The sequence below is a fragment of the Pseudomonas sp. GL-B-12 genome (assembly GCF_019955895.1).
GTDB lineage: Bacteria > Pseudomonadota > Gammaproteobacteria > Pseudomonadales > Pseudomonadaceae > Aquipseudomonas.
Genome location: NZ_JAHBCX010000002.1, coordinates 1 through 16667 on the forward strand (window position 1 = coordinate 1; position 16667 = coordinate 16667).

Here is a 16667-nt window from a genome sequence, read left to right on the forward strand (position 1 = left end):
GCGGTTTCGCTCCACGCTTCCTCCCCACACTCGGTCGCCCTCATGCAGTTGCGCTTCGCTTCGTTCGCTGTGGTCAGCTTACGGCGGGACTTTCACCCACAAGATTGCGCCCATGCTGGGCGCACCAAACAAAAACGCCCCGACCAAGGTCGGGGCGTTTCATGTGCAGCTAAAGGCTTAGCGCGGGAATGCTGGCGGGTTTACACCGGCCATGTCTTCCATCACGCGAACCACCTGGCAGCTGTAACCGAATTCGTTGTCGTACCAAACGTACAGAACAACGCGGTTATCCTGGGTGATGGTCGCTTCAGCGTCCACTACGCCTGCGTGGCGCGAGCCAACGAAGTCGGTGGAAACCACTTCCTGGGAGCTCACGTAGTCGATCTGCTTGTGCAGATCCGAGTGCATGGCCATCTGGCGCAGGTACTCGTTGATCTCTTCGCGAGTGGTGGCCTTTTCCAGGTTCAGGTTCAGGATAGCCATCGACACGTTCGGCGTAGGAACGCGAATCGCGTTGCCGGTCAGCTTGCCCTTGAGCACTGGCAGCGCCTTGGCGGCTGCGGTGGCGGCACCGGTCTCGGTGATTACCATGTTCAGCGGCGCGGCGCGGCCACGACGGCTGCCCTTGTGGAAGTTGTCGATCAGGTTCTGGTCGTTGGTGAACGAGTGAACGGTTTCGACGTGGCCGTTGATGATGCCGTACTTGTCGTTGACTGCCTTGAGCACCGGCACGATGGCGTTGGTGGTGCAGGAAGCCGCCGAAATGATCTTGTCGTCAGGGGTGATATCGCCATGGTTGATGCCGTGCACGATGTTCTTCAGCGCGCCCTTGCCAGGTGCGGTGAGGATCACACGGGCAGCGCCCGGGCAGGCCAGGTGCTGGCCCAGGCCGTCAGCGTCACGCCATACACCGGTGTTGTCGACGATCAGAGCGTTTTCGATGCCGTACTGGGTGTAGTCGACTTCGGCCGGGCTCTTGGCGTAGATAACCTGGATCAGGTTGCCGTTGGCGGTGATGGTGTTGTTGGCTTCATCGATGGTGATGGTGCCATCGAACGGGCCATGGACCGAGTCGCGGCGCAGCAGGCTGGCACGCTTGACCAGGTCGTTCTCGGCGCCCTTGCGGACAACGATGGCGCGCAGACGCAGGCCGTCGCCACCACCGGTTTTCTCGATCAGGATGCGCGCCAGCAGACGGCCGATACGACCGAAGCCGTAGAGGACAACGTCGGTGCCTTTGCGGGCGGATGCGTTTTGCTGGCCAACGACGTCAGCCAGTTCTTCACGGACGAACTGCTCGGCAGTACGGCCATTGCCTTCGGCCTTGAATTTGGCCGCCAGCTTGCCCAGGTCCACCGAAGCGGCGCCGAGCTTGAGCTCGCTCATCGCCTTGATCAGCGGGAATGTTTCGTGGACGGACAGCTCGCTTTCGTCGGACTGACGGTGACGAGCAAAGCGGTGAGCTTTGAGAATCGCAATGACTGAACGATTGATCAGGCTGCGGCCATAGATCGAGCTCACCACGTTGTTATTGCGGTAGAGCTGACCGATAAGCGGAATCATCGCTTCTGCGAGTGCTTCACGGTCGATCCATTCACCAAGACACTGGTCGGGCTTCTGAGTCACGGGAACCTTCCACATGTAGGGGCAGAAAAAAGGGGCTACATTATGCCGCCGAGTGGCCGCCGTAGCAATGCGCGCCCGTCGTACTTTACGTAACAAATCCTCGTTCAAAAAAATCACGCATCGCGCCAGCCCAATAAAACCGGGGCTTTCAGCGCAGTCAATTTTTTGGTGGTCACGCCTCCTTGTCCGTAACCCTCCGTAACACTCGTTGTTTTTGCCACTACATATTCAGTAATTTTCGGTAAAAAACCGCCGAATTTTGTCTTTACCACTACATTTTGCCCCACCCGCGCTTTTAGACGCAGTCAGCAACTGACAGGCGGCATCGTAGACCGCTACAATTACCGACTTTGTCGCAACGCTTGGAGCTCAACCTTCCGTGCCCGTTCTGCGTCTACCGCTTCTCCCTGCCGCGGCAGGTAAACAGCACTGGGGCAACCTGCCCGGTGCCGCCCTGAGCCTGGCCATCGCCGAGGCCGCCAGCGCTGCCAAGCGCTTTACCCTGCTGCTGACCGCCGATAGCCAAAGTGCCGAACGGCTGGAACAGGAGCTGGGTTTCTTCGCCCCGGATTTGCCCGTATTGCACTTTCCCGACTGGGAAACCCTGCCCTACGACCTGTTCTCGCCGCACCAGGACATCATTTCCCAGCGCATCGCCAGCCTGTACCGGCTGCCGGAGCTGAGCCATGGCGTGCTGGTGGTGCCGATCACGACCGCCCTGCATCGCCTCGCGCCGACCAAATTCCTGCTCGGCAGCAGCCTGGTGCTGGATATCGGCCAGAAGCTCGACGTCGAGCAAATGCGCACCCGGCTTGAAGCCACGGGTTATCGCTACGTCGATACGGTGTATGAACACGGCGAGTTCACCGTTCGCGGTTCGCTGATCGATCTGTTCCCGATGGGCAGCAAGTTGCCGTATCGCATCGATCTGTTCGACGACGAAATCGAAACCCTGCGCACCTTCGACCCGGAGAACCAGCGTTCGATCGACAAAGTCGACTCGGTCAAACTGTTGCCGGCCAAGGAATTCCCGCTGCAGAAAGAAGCGGTCACCCGTTTCAAGGCGCGGTTCCGCGAGCGCTTCGATGTCGATTTCCGCCGCTGCCCGATTTTCCAGGATTTGAGCAGCGGGATTACCCCGGCCGGTATCGAGTATTACCTGCCGCTGTTCTTCGAAGAAACCTCGACGCTGTTCGATTACCTGCCCCAGGACACGCAAGTGTTCTCGCTGCCCGGCATCGAACAGGCCGCGGAAAACTTCTGGAACGACGTGCGCAATCGCTATGAAGAACGCCGCGTCGACCCGTCCCGTCCTTTATTACCGCCCGCCGAACTGTTCCTGCCAGTGGAAGACTGCTTCGCGCGCCTGAAGAACTGGCCCCGTGTGGTGGCCAGTCAACAGGACGTAGAAAGCGGTAGCGGTCGCGAGCGCTTCCCCGCTCGGGAGCTGCCGAACCTGGCCATCGAAGCCAAGGCCACTCAGCCGATGGCGGCACTGGCCGAATTCCTCGACCAGTTCCCCGGTCGCGTGTTGTTTACCGCCGAATCGGCAGGCCGCCGCGAAGTGTTGCTGGAACTGCTGGAACGCCTGAAGCTGCGACCGAAAACCGTCGACAGCTGGCCGGACTTTGTCGCCGGCAAGGAACGCCTGGCGATCACCATCGCTCCGCTCGACGAAGGCTTGCTGCTTGACGACCCGGCCCTGGCCCTCGTCGCGGAAAGCCCGTTGTTCGGCCAGCGCGTGATGCAGCGCCGTCGCCGTGAAAAGCGCGCCGATGCCAACAACGATGCCGTGATCAAGAACCTCACCGAGCTGCGCGAGGGTGCGCCGGTGGTGCACATCGACCACGGCGTCGGCCGCTACCTGGGCCTGGCGACCCTGGAAATCGACAGCCAGGCCGCTGAATTCCTCGCCCTGGAATACGCCGAAGGCGCCAAGCTTTATGTGCCGGTGGCCAACCTGCACCTGATCGCCCGCTACACCGGCAGCGACGATGCCCTGGCCCCGCTGCACCGCCTCGGCTCCGAGACCTGGCAGAAAGCCAAGCGCAAAGCCGCCGAACAGGTGCGTGACGTGGCCGCCGAGTTGCTCGACATCTATGCCCGTCGTGCCGCCCGCGAAGGCTACGCTTTCGCCGATCCGAAGGCCGACTACGCCACCTTCAGCGCCGGTTTCCCGTTCGAAGAAACCCCGGACCAGCAAACCACCATCGAAGCGGTGCGCGAAGACATGCTCGCGCCCAAACCGATGGACCGCCTGGTGTGCGGCGACGTCGGCTTCGGCAAGACCGAAGTGGCGATGCGCGCCGCGTTCATTGCCGTGCACGGCGGTCGCCAGGTGGCGATCCTGGTGCCGACCACCCTGCTCGCCCAGCAGCACTACAACAGCTTCCGCGACCGCTTTGCCGACTGGCCGGTGACCGTGGAAGTGATGAGCCGCTTCAAGTCGGCCAAGGAAGTGAATGCGGCGGTCGCGAACCTGGCCGAAGGCAAGATCGACATCGTCATCGGCACTCACAAGTTGCTGCAGGACGACGTGAAGATCAAAAACCTTGGCCTTGTGATCATCGACGAGGAACACCGTTTCGGCGTGCGCCAGAAAGAACAGCTCAAGGCCCTGCGCAGCGAAGTCGACATCCTGACCCTGACCGCCACGCCGATTCCGCGCACGCTGAACATGGCGGTGTCGGGCATGCGCGACCTGTCGATCATCGCCACGCCACCGGCCCGTCGCCTGTCGGTCCGCACCTTCGTCATGGAACAGAACAAGAGCACGGTCAAAGAGGCCCTGCTGCGTGAGTTGCTGCGTGGCGGTCAGGTCTATTACCTGCACAACGACGTGAAGACCATCGAGAAATGTGCCGCCGACCTCGCCGAGCTGGTACCGGAAGCACGGATCGGCATCGGTCACGGGCAGATGCGCGAACGCGATCTCGAACAGGTGATGAGCGATTTCTATCACAAGCGCTTCAACGTACTGATCGCCTCGACCATCATCGAGACCGGCATCGACGTACCAAGCGCCAACACCATCATCATCGAGCGTGCCGACAAGTTCGGCCTGGCGCAGTTGCACCAGTTGCGCGGTCGGGTCGGACGCAGCCACCACCAGGCATACGCCTACCTGCTGACGCCGCCGCGCCAGCAAATCACCCCGGACGCGGAAAAGCGCCTGGAAGCGATTGCCAATACCCAGGACCTCGGCGCGGGCTTCGTGCTTGCCACCAACGACCTGGAAATCCGTGGCGCCGGCGAACTGCTCGGTGACGGTCAGAGCGGGCAGATCCAGGCCGTCGGCTTCACGCTGTACATGGAAATGCTCGAGCGCGCGGTGAAGTCGATCCGCAAGGGCGAGCAGCCGAACCTCGACCAACCGCTCGGCGGCGGTCCGGAAGTCAACTTGCGCGTGCCGGCGTTGATTCCCGAGGACTACCTGCCGGATGTCCACGCCCGCCTGATTCTCTACAAACGCATTGCCTCGGCCACCGACGAGGACGGCCTCAAGGATTTGCAGGTGGAGATGATCGACCGTTTCGGCCTGTTGCCGGAACCGACCAAGAACCTGATCCGCATCACTGCATTGAAATTGCAGGCCGAGCAACTGGGCATCAAGAAAGTCGATGGCGGCCCCCAAGGCGGTCGCGTCGAGTTCGCCGCACAGACGCCGGTCGACCCGCTGACCCTGATCAAACTGATCCAGAGCCAGCCAAAACGCTACAAATTCGAAGGCGCCACGATGTTCAAGTTCATGGTTCCGATGGAGCGCCCGGAAGAGCGCTTTAATACTGTAGAGGCGCTGTTCGAGCGCCTCGTTCCGAAAACTGCTTGAAGGACGCCGCATGCGCCTGTTTCGCTCACTGACCTTGCTGACCCTGCTGATGCCAGCACTGGTCGCACCCACGGCATTTGCCGATGACCTGTATCAGGTCGAAATGATTCTGGTCCGTCAAAACGCCGTGCCGGCGATTGTCAGCCGCGCTGCGCCGGAAGACTGGGCGGCGGGTGCCCAACCCGTCAGCCCCGACAGCCTGCGCACGCCAAGCCTGAATGGCGAGGTGGAAAAACTCACCAGCAGCGCCGACTACACGGTGTTGCTGCACAAGGCCTGGCAACAGCCCCTCGGCGAAACTGCCAGCAAAGTGGCGATTAGCGACGGCAAGGAACAGTATGGTCAGTTCCCGATCGAGGGCACATTGAACATGACGCTGGGACGCTTTACCGACGTCGACGCCGATTTCTGGGTCAATCAGATCGATGCCAATGGCATGGTGACCGCCAGCGAGCGCCTGAAACAGGAAAGCCACACCAAGAACGGCCAGTTGAACTTCCTCGACAACGGCCACCTCGGCCTACTGATCAAGATCACTTCGCTGACCGCTCCCGCACCCCGAGCAGCTCCCGAAGAAATTCCGGACTGATTGAAGTCTCTATGTCCGCGACCCTGAGCAAACCCCTGGCACCTTCGTGGGTCAGCCGATTCAAGGAACAGAGCCTGGAGCGTGGCCGCCGTTACGCGCTAGAGAACCGCGTCAGGATCGTCGAGGCCGGCGACGCAACCATCATCGCCGCCTGCGAGGGCTCGGGCGGCAATGTCTACCGTCAGACCATTCGCCTGCGCGAGTCAGCCAAAGGCACGCTGCTGATGGTCGACGCCACCTGCTCCTGCCCGGTCCACAGCAACTGCAAACATTGCGCGGCGGTGCTCCTGCAAGTGCAGGAAACCCTCGACTACCCCGCTGCCGCCAAAGACGCTGAACTCCTGGAAAAACTCCAGGCAGTCCTGGAAAACCGCAGCCCGAAAGCCCCGCCGCAAGTGCTGGTGGACAATGTGCAACCGGTACCGCGCCTGTGGCTGGCCAGCATCGAGTTCAGCGCGTTCGAACCGCGCAACGGTCGAATGCAGCGTTACATCCAGCATCGCGCGGCGCTGTCTTTCAGTTATCTGGACGAGTACGTTTCCGGGCAGAAAAACACCGATATTCTGATTCGCCAGGAAACCCAAACGCTGCGAATAAAACGCCACCCGGAAGTGGAACAGTCCTACCGGGAACAATTGCGAATCCTCGGCTTCAAAGTCGCCACCCGGCAAAGCAAGGCCTTGCCGGAAAGTGCCGGCGAGCTGTTCGAGATGGTCAATGACAGCGCCTGGCTGACCTTTACCCTCAATGAACTGCCGAAGCTGCGCACCCAGGGCTGGGAACTACAGATCGACGAGGACTTCGGTTTCGACCTGACCGCGGTAGACGACTGGTACGCCACGGTCGAACAGGCTCCGGAGCGGGACTGGTTCGATCTGGAACTGGGGATCATCGTCAATGGCGAACGCCTGAGCCTGTTGCCGATCCTGCTCAATCTGATGCGCTCGCACACCGAAATCCTCAACCCGGAACGCCTGGCCCGACGACGCGACGACGAGCTGATCCTGGTCAACATCCCCAACCGCCCGAACTCCGAGTACGGCCCGTTGCAAGTCGCCCTGCCCTTCGGCCGCCTGAAGCCGGTGCTGGCCACCCTCGGCGAGTTCTACCTGCAGGAACCCGGCGACACCACGCTGCGCCTGAGCAAGGCCGATGCCACGCGCCTGAACCCGCTGGAAGACATGCCACTGCTCTGGGAGGGTGGCGAACAGATCCGCACCTTTGCCCAGCGCCTGCGTGACATCAAGGACCACACGGCCACCGCCCCGGACGGCCTGAATGCGACGCTGCGGCCGTATCAGCTCGAAGGCTTGAGCTGGATGCAATCGCTGCGGCAACTGGAAGTGGGTGGAATTCTCGCGGACGACATGGGCCTGGGCAAAACCCTGCAGACACTGGCGCACGTGCTGAGCGAGAAAAACGCCGGCCGCCTCGATCGGCCGTGCATGGTCGTAATGCCGACCAGCCTGATCCCCAACTGGCTCGACGAAGCGGCGCACTTTACGCCGCAACTCAAGGTTCTGGCGCTATACGGTGCCAGCCGCAAAAAGCACTTCGACAAGCTGGCCGATTACGACCTGATCCTGACCACCTATGCGCTGCTGCCCAAGGATGTCGAACGCCTGGCGGCGCAGCCCTTGCACATACTGGTGCTGGACGAAGCGCAATACATCAAGAACCCCACCAGCAAGGCCGCCCAGGCTGCCCGCGAACTGAATGCCCGGCAGCGCCTGTGCCTGAGCGGCACGCCGCTGGAAAACCATCTGGGCGAGCTGTGGTCGCTGTTTCACTTCCTCTTGCCTGGCTGGCTGGGCGACGTCAAAAGCTTCAACCGCGATTACCGCGTGCCGATTGAAAAACGCACCAGCGAGGTCAGGCTTCAGCACCTCAACGGCCGGATCAAACCTTTCCTGCTGCGCCGCACCAAGGAACAGGTGGCCACCGAGTTGCCGCCGAAAACCGAGATCATCCACTGGGTCGAACTCAACGAAGCCCAGCGCGACGTGTACGAAACCATGCGCCTGGCCATGGACAAGAAAGTCCGCGACGAGATCACCCGTAAAGGCGTGGCCCGTAGCCAGATCATCATTCTCGAAGCACTGCTCAAGCTGCGCCAGGTGTGCTGCGACTTGCGCCTGGTCAACGAGGCAACCCTGCCAAGCCGTGGCAGCACGTCGGGCAAGCTCGACAGCCTGATGGAAATGCTCGAAGAGTTGTTCGAGGAAGGTCGGCGGATCCTGCTGTTCTCGCAGTTCACCTCGATGCTGTCGCTGATCGAAGACGAACTGAACAAACGCGGCGTGGCCTACGCCCTGCTGACCGGCCAGACCCGCGACCGCCGCACACCGGTGAAGGAATTCCAGAGCGGCAAACGTCAGATTTTTCTGATCAGCCTGAAGGCCGGTGGCGTTGGCCTGAACCTGACCGAAGCAGACACGGTGATTCATTACGACCCGTGGTGGAACCCGGCGACGGAAAACCAGGCGACCGACCGGGCGTATCGCATCGGCCAGGAGAAGCCGGTGTTCGTTTATAAATTGATTGCGCGCGGCACGGTGGAAGAAAAGATTCAGCACCTGCAAAAGGAAAAATCCGACCTCGCGGCCGGCGTGCTGGATGGCCGCAAGGCCGGGGACTGGAAACTGCAGAGCGATGATATTGAAGCGCTGTTTGCGCCGCTGCCGGAAAACCTCGAAAAACGCTGAGACTTTCGGCGCCAGAACCGGCGTCTTCGCGAGCAAGCCCGCTCCCACAGTGTTTTTGTGTTGCCTCCACTGTTGAGGTTAAACACAAATCAAATGTGGGAGCGGGCTTGCTCGCGAAGGGAGCGACTCGGTATAGGGCCTGACTCAGCCCTTGAGCACCCGCGCCAATGTCGATTTCACCTTGCCCATGCCGTCATGCAACGCCTGCTCGATCTCGGCCATGGTGATCACCGCCGTCGACTTGCCCGCCGCCGGGTTCACCACCAGCGCCAGACAGGCGTAATCCAGTTCCAGTTCACGGGCCAGGGCCGCTTCCGGCATACCGGTCATGCCGACGATGTCGCAGCCATCGCGCTCCAGCCGGGCGATTTCAGCCACTGTCTCCAGGCGCGGCCCTTGAGTGCAGGCATACACGCCATGACTGCTGTAGCCCACACCTTCCGCTGCCAATGCCGCAATCAATTGCTGGCGCAACGGTTCGCTGTAGGGGTAGCTGAAGTCGATATGGGTGACCTGCTCCAGGTCATCGGCAAAGTAGGTGTGCTCACGACCGCTGGTGTAGTCGATCAACTGATGCGGCACGCAGAAATGCCCGGTGCCCATGGCAGCATGGATGCCGCCCACGGCGTTGACCGCCAGAATGGCTTCGGCACCGGCCTGCTTCAGCGCCCAGAGGTTGGCGCGGTAGTTGACCTGATGCGGCGGAAAACGATGCGGATGACCGTGACGTGCGAGGAACAGCACTTCCTTGCCGGCATACTCGCCGATCTGCACGTCGGCCGAAGGTGCGCCATAAGGCGTGTCCACCGCCAAGGATTGACGAATGCTCAGGCCTTCGAGTTGAGTCAGGCCAGTGCCACCGATAATCGCGTAAACCGTCATAACGAACAGTCCTTAATCAATCAATTGAGCTTCTTTGAGCGCGCCGACAGCGGCCAGCCAGCGCGGGTCTTGACGGTATTCGACGTTGGCAAACGACTGGCCGCGCATCCGCGCAATACGCTCGGACGGCTTGACCTTCAGGCGTTGCGCAGCGCTCAGGGCCAGTTCGGCGGCAGCGCGGTCGTTGCACACCAGGCCCATGTCGCAACCGGCAGTCAGCGCCGCTTCGATACGACTGGCGGCATCGCCGACCACGTGAGCGCCCGCCATGGACAGGTCATCACTGAAAATCACCCCGTCGAACTGCAACTCGCCGCGCAGGATGTCCTGCAACCAGCGGCGGGAGAAACCGGCGGGCTGGGAATCGACTTGTGGATAAATAACGTGGGCCGGCATGACGGCGGCCAGTTGCTTGCTCAGTTTGGCAAACGGCACCAGGTCATTGGCGCGGATCTCGTCGAGGCTGCGTTCGTCGTTGGGAATCGCGACGTGGGAGTCAGCCTCGGCCCAGCCATGGCCAGGGAAATGCTTGCCGGTGGCGGCCATCCCGGCGCTGTTCATGCCGCGGATGAATGCACCCGCGAGCAAGGCAGCGCGCTCGGGATCACCTTCGAACGAACGGGTGCCAACTACGGCGCTGCGCTGGTAATCCAGGTCGAGCACCGGGGCGAAACTCAGGTCCAGGCCAACGGCCAACACTTCGGTCGCCATGATCCAGCCGCACTGCTCGGCCAGGTATTCGGCGTTCGGGTTGTCGGCAATGGCGCGCATGGCGGGCAAGCGCACGAAACCCTGGCGCAGGCGCTGCACGCGGCCGCCCTCTTGATCCACCGCCAACAGCAGATCGGGACGAACGGCTCTGATTGCCGCACTCAATTCACGCACCTGACGTGGATGCTCGATGTTACGGGCAAAGATGATCAGGCCACCCACTTCGGGCTGGCGCAACAATTGGCGATCTTCAGCCGTCAGCCAGGTACCGGCGACGTCCACCATCAACGAGCCTTGCAAGACAGCAGTCATAAAAATTCCTTGATAACAGATAACCCGGCCCACACGGATTCGCCGCCAGGCGCTGTGCCCGGCAGATCGGCGATATCAGTGGGAAACGGGTTCAGAACGAGAGTCGGCATGGGCGGCTAGCTTAGCGGATGTCAGCTGCCGCGCCCACCCGTGTGCAGTTAAACCTTGGCGGCAACCGGTGTCGATTTGCTGCGTGGACGCAACTGGGCAGTAGCCATGGCCGCATCCGTCACACCGGATTCGGCACGCATGCCGGCAGCCAGGAATGGCACCATCAGGCGCATGACCTGCTCGATAGAGGTGTTCACGCCGAAATCGGTTTCGGCAATCGCCCGCAAGGCCTTGATACCGGACATGCTGAACGCCGCCGCACCCAGCATGAAGTGCACGCGCCAGAACAGTTCGATGGGTGGAATACGTGGCGCCGCTTCGTTGACCAGCATCATGTAGCGGCGAAACACCTTGCCGTACATGTCTTCCAGATAACGACGCAAGTGCCCCTGGCTCTGACTGAACGCCAGTCCCAGCAAACGCATGAAGATAGACAGGTCGTTGCCACTGCGCGGCTGCACCACCAGTGCCTGTTCGACGAGGATCTCCAGCAACTCTTCGAGAGTAGGCTTGATGTCGGGCTTGGCCTGACGCCGCTCCAGCTCTTTATCGAGACTGATGCAGAACGGCCCGAGGAACCGCGAGAAAACCGCCTGAATCAACGCCTTCTTGGAACCGAAGTGATAGTTCACCGCCGCCAGGTTGACACCCGCCTTGCTGGTGATCAGGCGCAACGAGGTTTCGGCGAAACCTTTTTCCGCGAACAACTGCTCGGCTGCATCAAGAATGCGTTCAACGGTTTCCGACTGGGCCATGGCTACTCCGCCTGACAAACACTTGTTTGAAACATACGTTTCAGCCTGTGCATTGTCAAGTCTGGCAGTTCGTTTCGGGAATGGTCGGTCAGACATTTAACCACACAACGGCGAAGCTTCAATCCACTGACTGATTGACCGTCCGGCGGCGACTGAAAAATGGAGCATTGCCAAGACCGTCTCACTGTATATAATCCCAGTCACTGTATAAAAAAACAGAGCGATCAATATGCTAAAGCTGACGCCACGACAAGCAGAGATTCTGGCTTTCATCAAACGCTGCCTGGAAGACAACGGATATCCACCCACCCGTGCGGAAATCGCTCAGGAACTGGGTTTCAAGTCACCCAATGCGGCGGAAGAACACCTCAAGGCACTGGCCCGCAAGGGTGCAATCGAGATGACGCCTGGCGCCTCCCGTGGCATCCGCATCCCCGGCTTCGAAGCCAAGGCCGACGACGCCACCCTGCCGATCATTGGCCGGGTCGCAGCCGGCGCCCCGATTCTTGCGCAGCAACACATCGAAGAGTCCTGCAACATCAATCCTGCCTTCTTCCATCCGCGCGCCGACTACCTGCTGCGCGTCCATGGGATGAGCATGAAGGATATCGGCATTTTCGACGGCGACCTGCTGGCGGTCCACACCACCCGCGAAGCCCGTAACGGCCAGATCGTGGTGGCGCGAATCGGCGACGAAGTGACCGTCAAGCGCTTCAAGCGTGACGGCAGCAAAGTCTGGCTGATCGCCGAGAACCCCGAGTTCGCCCCCATTGAAGTGAACCTTCAAGACCAGGAACTGGTGATCGAAGGCTTGAGTGTCGGCGTCATTCGCCGCTAAAGGAGGCTCCATGCAGTTCCCACAGCCATCACCACAGCAAACCCAACTGCCTTTGTTCGAAGCGTTCATGGCACAGCCATTGGCGCCGATCCTGAAAGACGTAGTCGAGTCCCCCTGGAGCGCCGAACCTGACGTTTTCAGCGAGCTGTCACTGCGTGGTGCAGCCGGGAACTGCCTGAGCCTTCTGGCACCGATCCTCAGGGAATTGAGCCAGGACCAGGACGCACGCTGGCTGACACTGATCGCGCCGCCCGCCAGCCTGACTCAAGCCTGGTTGCGCGATGCTGGCCTTAACCGCGAGCGCATTCTGTTGCTGCAACCGCGGGGTACCCAGAGCGCCCAGCAACTGACCTGCGAAGCCCTACGCCTGGGTCGTAGCCACACTGTGGTCAGCTGGATCAACCCGTTGAGCCCCCAATCGCGGCAACAACTGATCAGCGCCGCCCGCACCGGGGACGCTCAGAGCCTGAATATTCGACTGGGTTAACCGGCGGACAAAACGCGTGATTCACCGCGTGAGGCTTCTCCAGGGACAGAGAAGCCGATGAGTAGCGATATCAAGAAAAACGACAGACGGGGATCAATGAAGCACCCGCGCCCCCTCTTCCTTGTCGAACTCGCCTTCAGCCAAGCGACCGGCCATCTGTACACCGACGCTCAACATCGCCTTGGCGACTTCCACGTGCTGCCCTTGCAGAAATGCCTTGGCGTCCTCGGAGAAATCCAAAGTAACCAGAGAACCCTCGTCCTCAGCCCTGCGCAGCTCGATACGGCCGTCTGGCAACTCGACAATTTCTAGAAAGGACGTTGGCATAAAGGACTGTTCTCCACGAAAGGCGGGGATTATATAGGCATCGCGCGGGCTTCGCTTGGGATCTTGACCAGATGTCATCCCAAAACTGTTTCTGTCAGCACTCGTTCAGGCCTTCGCGAAAGCGGATCGCCAACCCCTTCAGATTCTGGCGCCAGCTCTCCAGCTCCTCACGACTCAGCTCCTGCGGCGCCTCCTCTTCATCCAGATTGACAGCCTGAATCAGCGGCTGGGTCACGTCCCCTTTCGGCTTGTGGGGCGCGCGCGGCGGCTGAAACAGCGCAGCATGGGCTGCCAACAGCTTGGCCAGCCAGGTCTCCGGGTTACTGGCCAACTCGACCAGCTCAGCCATTTCCGGAATGGCGATGGTTTCCAGCACCTCGCGAGTCAGCAACAACTCTGCACGGGGCGCATTGGCCTGAGGCAAGCGATAGAAGCCGGCGATTTCGTGACACAGACCCAACAGCGCGCCGTACAGGTGAAACAGCGCGGATTCGCGTCCGGCCTGGATCAGCGCCAGCGAGTTCATCGCCCGCCCCTCTTCAGTGCGGGCCAGTGCTTCGAGCGACAAGCCGGCGAAATAAATCTTCTGATTGGTACGGGTATACAGTTCGTGGGCCATGACGGCAGCCTCCACAACGAAATAATTGCTTCATGCAGGTTGGACAGTGTCGTGGATCAGCCGATCCAACCGCAAGCCCCCCCTTTTTTGCAGGAGCACAATAAAGGCCGCATGAAAACCCGAAGGTTCTCATGCGGCCTTTTCAGTACCGCGAAGCTTTACGCTTTCGCAGCCGGACGCTTGTCTTCGACTTTCCACTTACCGCCGTCGTAGAACGCTTTCCAGCCAGTCGGCTTACCCTCGACCTCGGTCTGCACGTACTGCTCCTTGGTCTTGCGGCTGTAACGAATCACAGTCGGGAGGCCATCCGGATCTTTCTTCGGTGCTTCGCAGAGGAAGTGATACTTCGGATCGATCTCATCCTTGTGCGGGACGATTTCCATCACCAGCGGAGCACGGGTCTCGCGGTTTTTCGGGAACTGGCTGGCCGCCAGGAACAGACCGGATGCACCGTCGCGCAGAATGTAGGTGTCGTTGACCTTTTCGCACTTCAGCTCAGGCATCTTCACCGGATCCATCTTCGGCGGTGCCGCATCACCGCTCTTGAGCAGTTTGCGGGTGTTCTTGCAGGTGGCATTGGTGCAACCGAAGAACTTGCCGAAACGGCCGGTCTTAAGCTGCATCTCACTGCCACACTTGTCGCATTCCAGGCTCGGACCTTCATAGCCCTTGATGCGATAAGTGCCCTCTTCGATTTCGTAGCCATCGCAATCCGGGTTGTTACCGCAGATGTGCAGCTTGCGCTTTTCATCGAGCAGGTAGGCATCCATCGCCGTGCTGCAGATCGGGCAGCGATGCTTGCCACGCAACACCAGCGACTCCGACTCACCCTCGTCGTCCGCAGCGATTTCGTCGCCCGGCACCAGGTTGACGGTGGCCTTGCAGCGTTCTTTCGGCGGCAGGCTGTAGCCCGAGCAGCCGAGGAACACACCGGTCGACGCGGTACGGATCTGCATCGGCCGGCCGCAGGTGGTGCACGGAATGTCAGTCATGACGGGCTGATTGGCCCGCATGCCGTGTTCCGGGCTTTCGGCTACTTCGAGTTTCTTCTTGAAGTCGCCGTAGAACTCGTCGAGCACGTTTTTCCAGTCACGTTCGCCCTGGGCCACGTCATCGAGATGCTCTTCCATACCGGCGGTGAAGCCGTAGTCCATGAGGTTGGAGAAGCTCTCGGCCAGTCGCTCGGTGACGATGTCACCCATCTTTTCCGAGTAGAAACGACGGTTGTGCAGCGCCACGTAGCCGCGGTCCTGGATGGTCGAAATGATCGCCGCGTAGGTCGAAGGACGACCGATGCCGCGTTTTTCCATTTCTTTTACCAGGCTGGCTTCCGAGTAACGCGCCGGCGGCTTGGTGAAGTGCTGGGTCGGATCAAGCTTGATCAGCTTCATCGCGTCGCCCTGGGCCATGTCCGGCAGTACGTCGTCATCGCCTGGCTTGGCGATTTGCGGCATGACACGGGTGTAACCGTCGAACTTCAGGATGCGGCCCTTGGCGCGCAGCTCGAAGTCGCCGGCACCCACAGTGACGGTAGTCGACAGGTATTGCGCCGGCAGCATCTGGCAAGCGAGGAACTGGCGCCAGATGAGCTCGTAGAGGCGCTCAGCGTCACGCTCCATGCCCGACAGCTTGCTTGGCTCGGTATTGGCGTCGGACGGACGAATCGCTTCGTGAGCCTCTTGTGCGCCTTCCTTGCTGCTGTAGACGTTCGGGGTTTCCGGCAGGTACTTCTTGCCGAACTCGCCTTCAATATAGGTACGCGCCATCGCCACGGCATCAACCGAGAGGTTGGTGGAGTCGGTACGCATGTAGGTGATGTAGCCGGCTTCGTACAAACGCTGGGCCATCATCATGGTTTTCTTCACACCGAAGCCCAGGCGGTTACTCGCGGCCTGTTGCAGGGTGGAGGTGATGAACGGCGCCGACGGCTTGCTGCTGGTCGGTTTGTCTTCGCGCTTGACGATGCTGTAGCTGGAAGACTTGAGCTTCTCCAGCGCAGCCATCGCCTGGGTTTCGTTGAGCGGCTTGAAGGCTTCGCCCTTTTCGCGAGCCACGTCGAAACGCACGGTCGCGCCTTTGGCGGTACCGAGGTCGGCATGAACTTCCCAGTATTCTTCAGGGATGAACGCGCGGATTTCACGTTCGCGCTCGACCACCAGCTTCACCGCAACCGATTGCACGCGACCGGCGGACAGACCGCGAGCGATCTTGGCCCACAGCAGCGGCGAAACCATATAGCCCACGACGCGGTCGAGGAAGCGACGCGCCTGCTGGGCGTTGACGCGGTCGATATCCAGCTCGCCCGGTTTCGAGAAGGCTTCCTGAATCGCCTTCTTGGTGATTTCGTTGAACACCACGCGCTTGTAGCGGGTGTCGTCACCACCGATGGCTTCGCGCAGGTGCCAGGCAATGGCTTCCCCCTCGCGGTCCAAGTCGGTTGCGAGATAGATGGTGTCAGCATCCTTGGCGAGCCGGCGCAGCTCTTCGATGACTTTTTCCTTGCCCGGGAGGATCTCGTACTTGGCTTTCCAGCCATGGTCCGGATCGACACCCATGCGTGCGACCAGCTGCTTGCGCGCTTTTTCTTTCGGCGACAGTGCCGGCACTTCACCCGCAGCAGCCTTGCCGCGCTTGGCGGCTGGCTCTTTGCTGGCGCTAGCCGAACCGCTGGTGGGCAGGTCTCGGATATGGCCGATACTCGACTTCACCACGTATTCGTTGCCCAAATACTTGTTGATGGTCTTGGCCTTAGCCGGGGATTCCACAATGACCAGCGATTTGCCCATGGATCAGAAAATTCCTGAATTCGAGAAGTGAAAGGCGGTTGGCGCCTGACGCGGCACCGCTATATATAGTGGCAACAAGGTGAGGTCAAG

At 60.6% G+C, this 16667-nt stretch carries 12 protein-coding genes; 5 read left to right on the top strand and 7 right to left on the bottom strand.

Features of this window, described 5'->3' with window-relative positions; genetic code table 11:
* Positions 1–177: 177 nt before the first annotated feature.
* Positions 178–1641, bottom strand: a complete 1464-nt coding sequence (locus KGA85_RS00745) for a glyceraldehyde-3-phosphate dehydrogenase (protein ID WP_223454470.1) — start codon at positions 1639–1641, stop codon at positions 178–180.
* Positions 1642–2005: 364 nt separating this feature from the next.
* On the opposite strand from KGA85_RS00745, the gene mfd reads away from it, so the two are divergent.
* Genes mfd through KGA85_RS00760 form a run of 3 tightly spaced genes read left to right on the top strand, consistent with a single transcriptional unit; the run spans position 2006 to position 8749 of the window.
* Entirely contained in the window at positions 2006–5455 is a 3450-nt protein-coding gene (gene mfd, locus KGA85_RS00750) for a transcription-repair coupling factor (protein WP_223542835.1), read from the top strand.
* Between the two features lie 10 nt (positions 5456–5465).
* Positions 5466–6044: a CsiV family protein gene (locus tag KGA85_RS00755; protein WP_223454474.1), complete on the top strand. Its 579-nt coding sequence runs from the start codon at positions 5466–5468 to the stop codon at positions 6042–6044.
* Between the two features lie 11 nt (positions 6045–6055).
* Positions 6056–8749: a DEAD/DEAH box helicase gene (locus tag KGA85_RS00760; RefSeq protein ID WP_223542836.1), complete on the top strand. Its 2694-nt coding sequence runs from the start codon at positions 6056–6058 to the stop codon at positions 8747–8749.
* A gap of 144 nt (positions 8750–8893) precedes the next feature.
* Here KGA85_RS00760 and KGA85_RS00765 read toward each other — a convergent pair whose 3' ends face one another.
* The 3 genes from KGA85_RS00765 to KGA85_RS00775 form a co-directional block, all read right to left on the bottom strand.
* Positions 8894–9631: an S-methyl-5'-thioinosine phosphorylase gene (locus KGA85_RS00765; protein ID WP_214381989.1), complete on the bottom strand. Its 738-nt coding sequence runs from the start codon at positions 9629–9631 to the stop codon at positions 8894–8896.
* A gap of 12 nt (positions 9632–9643) precedes the next feature.
* Positions 9644–10654 (bottom strand): beta-N-acetylhexosaminidase, encoded by a 1011-nt coding sequence (gene nagZ / locus KGA85_RS00770; protein ID WP_223454478.1) that lies wholly within the window; start codon positions 10652–10654, stop codon positions 9644–9646.
* Positions 10655–10812: 158 nt separating this feature from the next.
* Positions 10813–11520, bottom strand: coding sequence for a TetR/AcrR family transcriptional regulator (locus KGA85_RS00775; RefSeq protein ID WP_150724705.1), 708 nt, complete (start codon positions 11518–11520; stop codon positions 10813–10815).
* A gap of 229 nt (positions 11521–11749) precedes the next feature.
* Between KGA85_RS00775 and lexA the strand changes: the two genes are divergently transcribed.
* Complete coding sequence (gene lexA / locus KGA85_RS00780; RefSeq protein ID WP_223454480.1) at positions 11750–12358, top strand: transcriptional repressor LexA; 609 nt, start codon at positions 11750–11752, stop codon at positions 12356–12358.
* Positions 12359–12368: 10 nt separating this feature from the next.
* Positions 12369–12845 (top strand): SOS-induced cell division inhibitor SulA, encoded by a 477-nt coding sequence (gene sulA / locus KGA85_RS00785; protein ID WP_223454483.1) that lies wholly within the window; start codon positions 12369–12371, stop codon positions 12843–12845.
* 93 nt (positions 12846–12938) lie between these two features.
* Here the strand turns inward: sulA and KGA85_RS00790 are convergent, their stop codons facing one another.
* From KGA85_RS00790 to topA, 3 genes are all read right to left on the bottom strand, one after another.
* Positions 12939–13172, bottom strand: a complete 234-nt coding sequence (locus tag KGA85_RS00790; RefSeq protein WP_223532593.1) for a hypothetical protein — start codon at positions 13170–13172, stop codon at positions 12939–12941.
* Between the two features lie 94 nt (positions 13173–13266).
* Complete coding sequence (locus KGA85_RS00795; protein WP_223454485.1) at positions 13267–13791, bottom strand: DUF6586 family protein; 525 nt, start codon at positions 13789–13791, stop codon at positions 13267–13269.
* A gap of 158 nt (positions 13792–13949) precedes the next feature.
* Positions 13950–16577, bottom strand: coding sequence for a type I DNA topoisomerase (topA, locus tag KGA85_RS00800; RefSeq protein WP_223532581.1), 2628 nt, complete (start codon positions 16575–16577; stop codon positions 13950–13952).
* Positions 16578–16667: the final 90 nt, after the last annotated feature.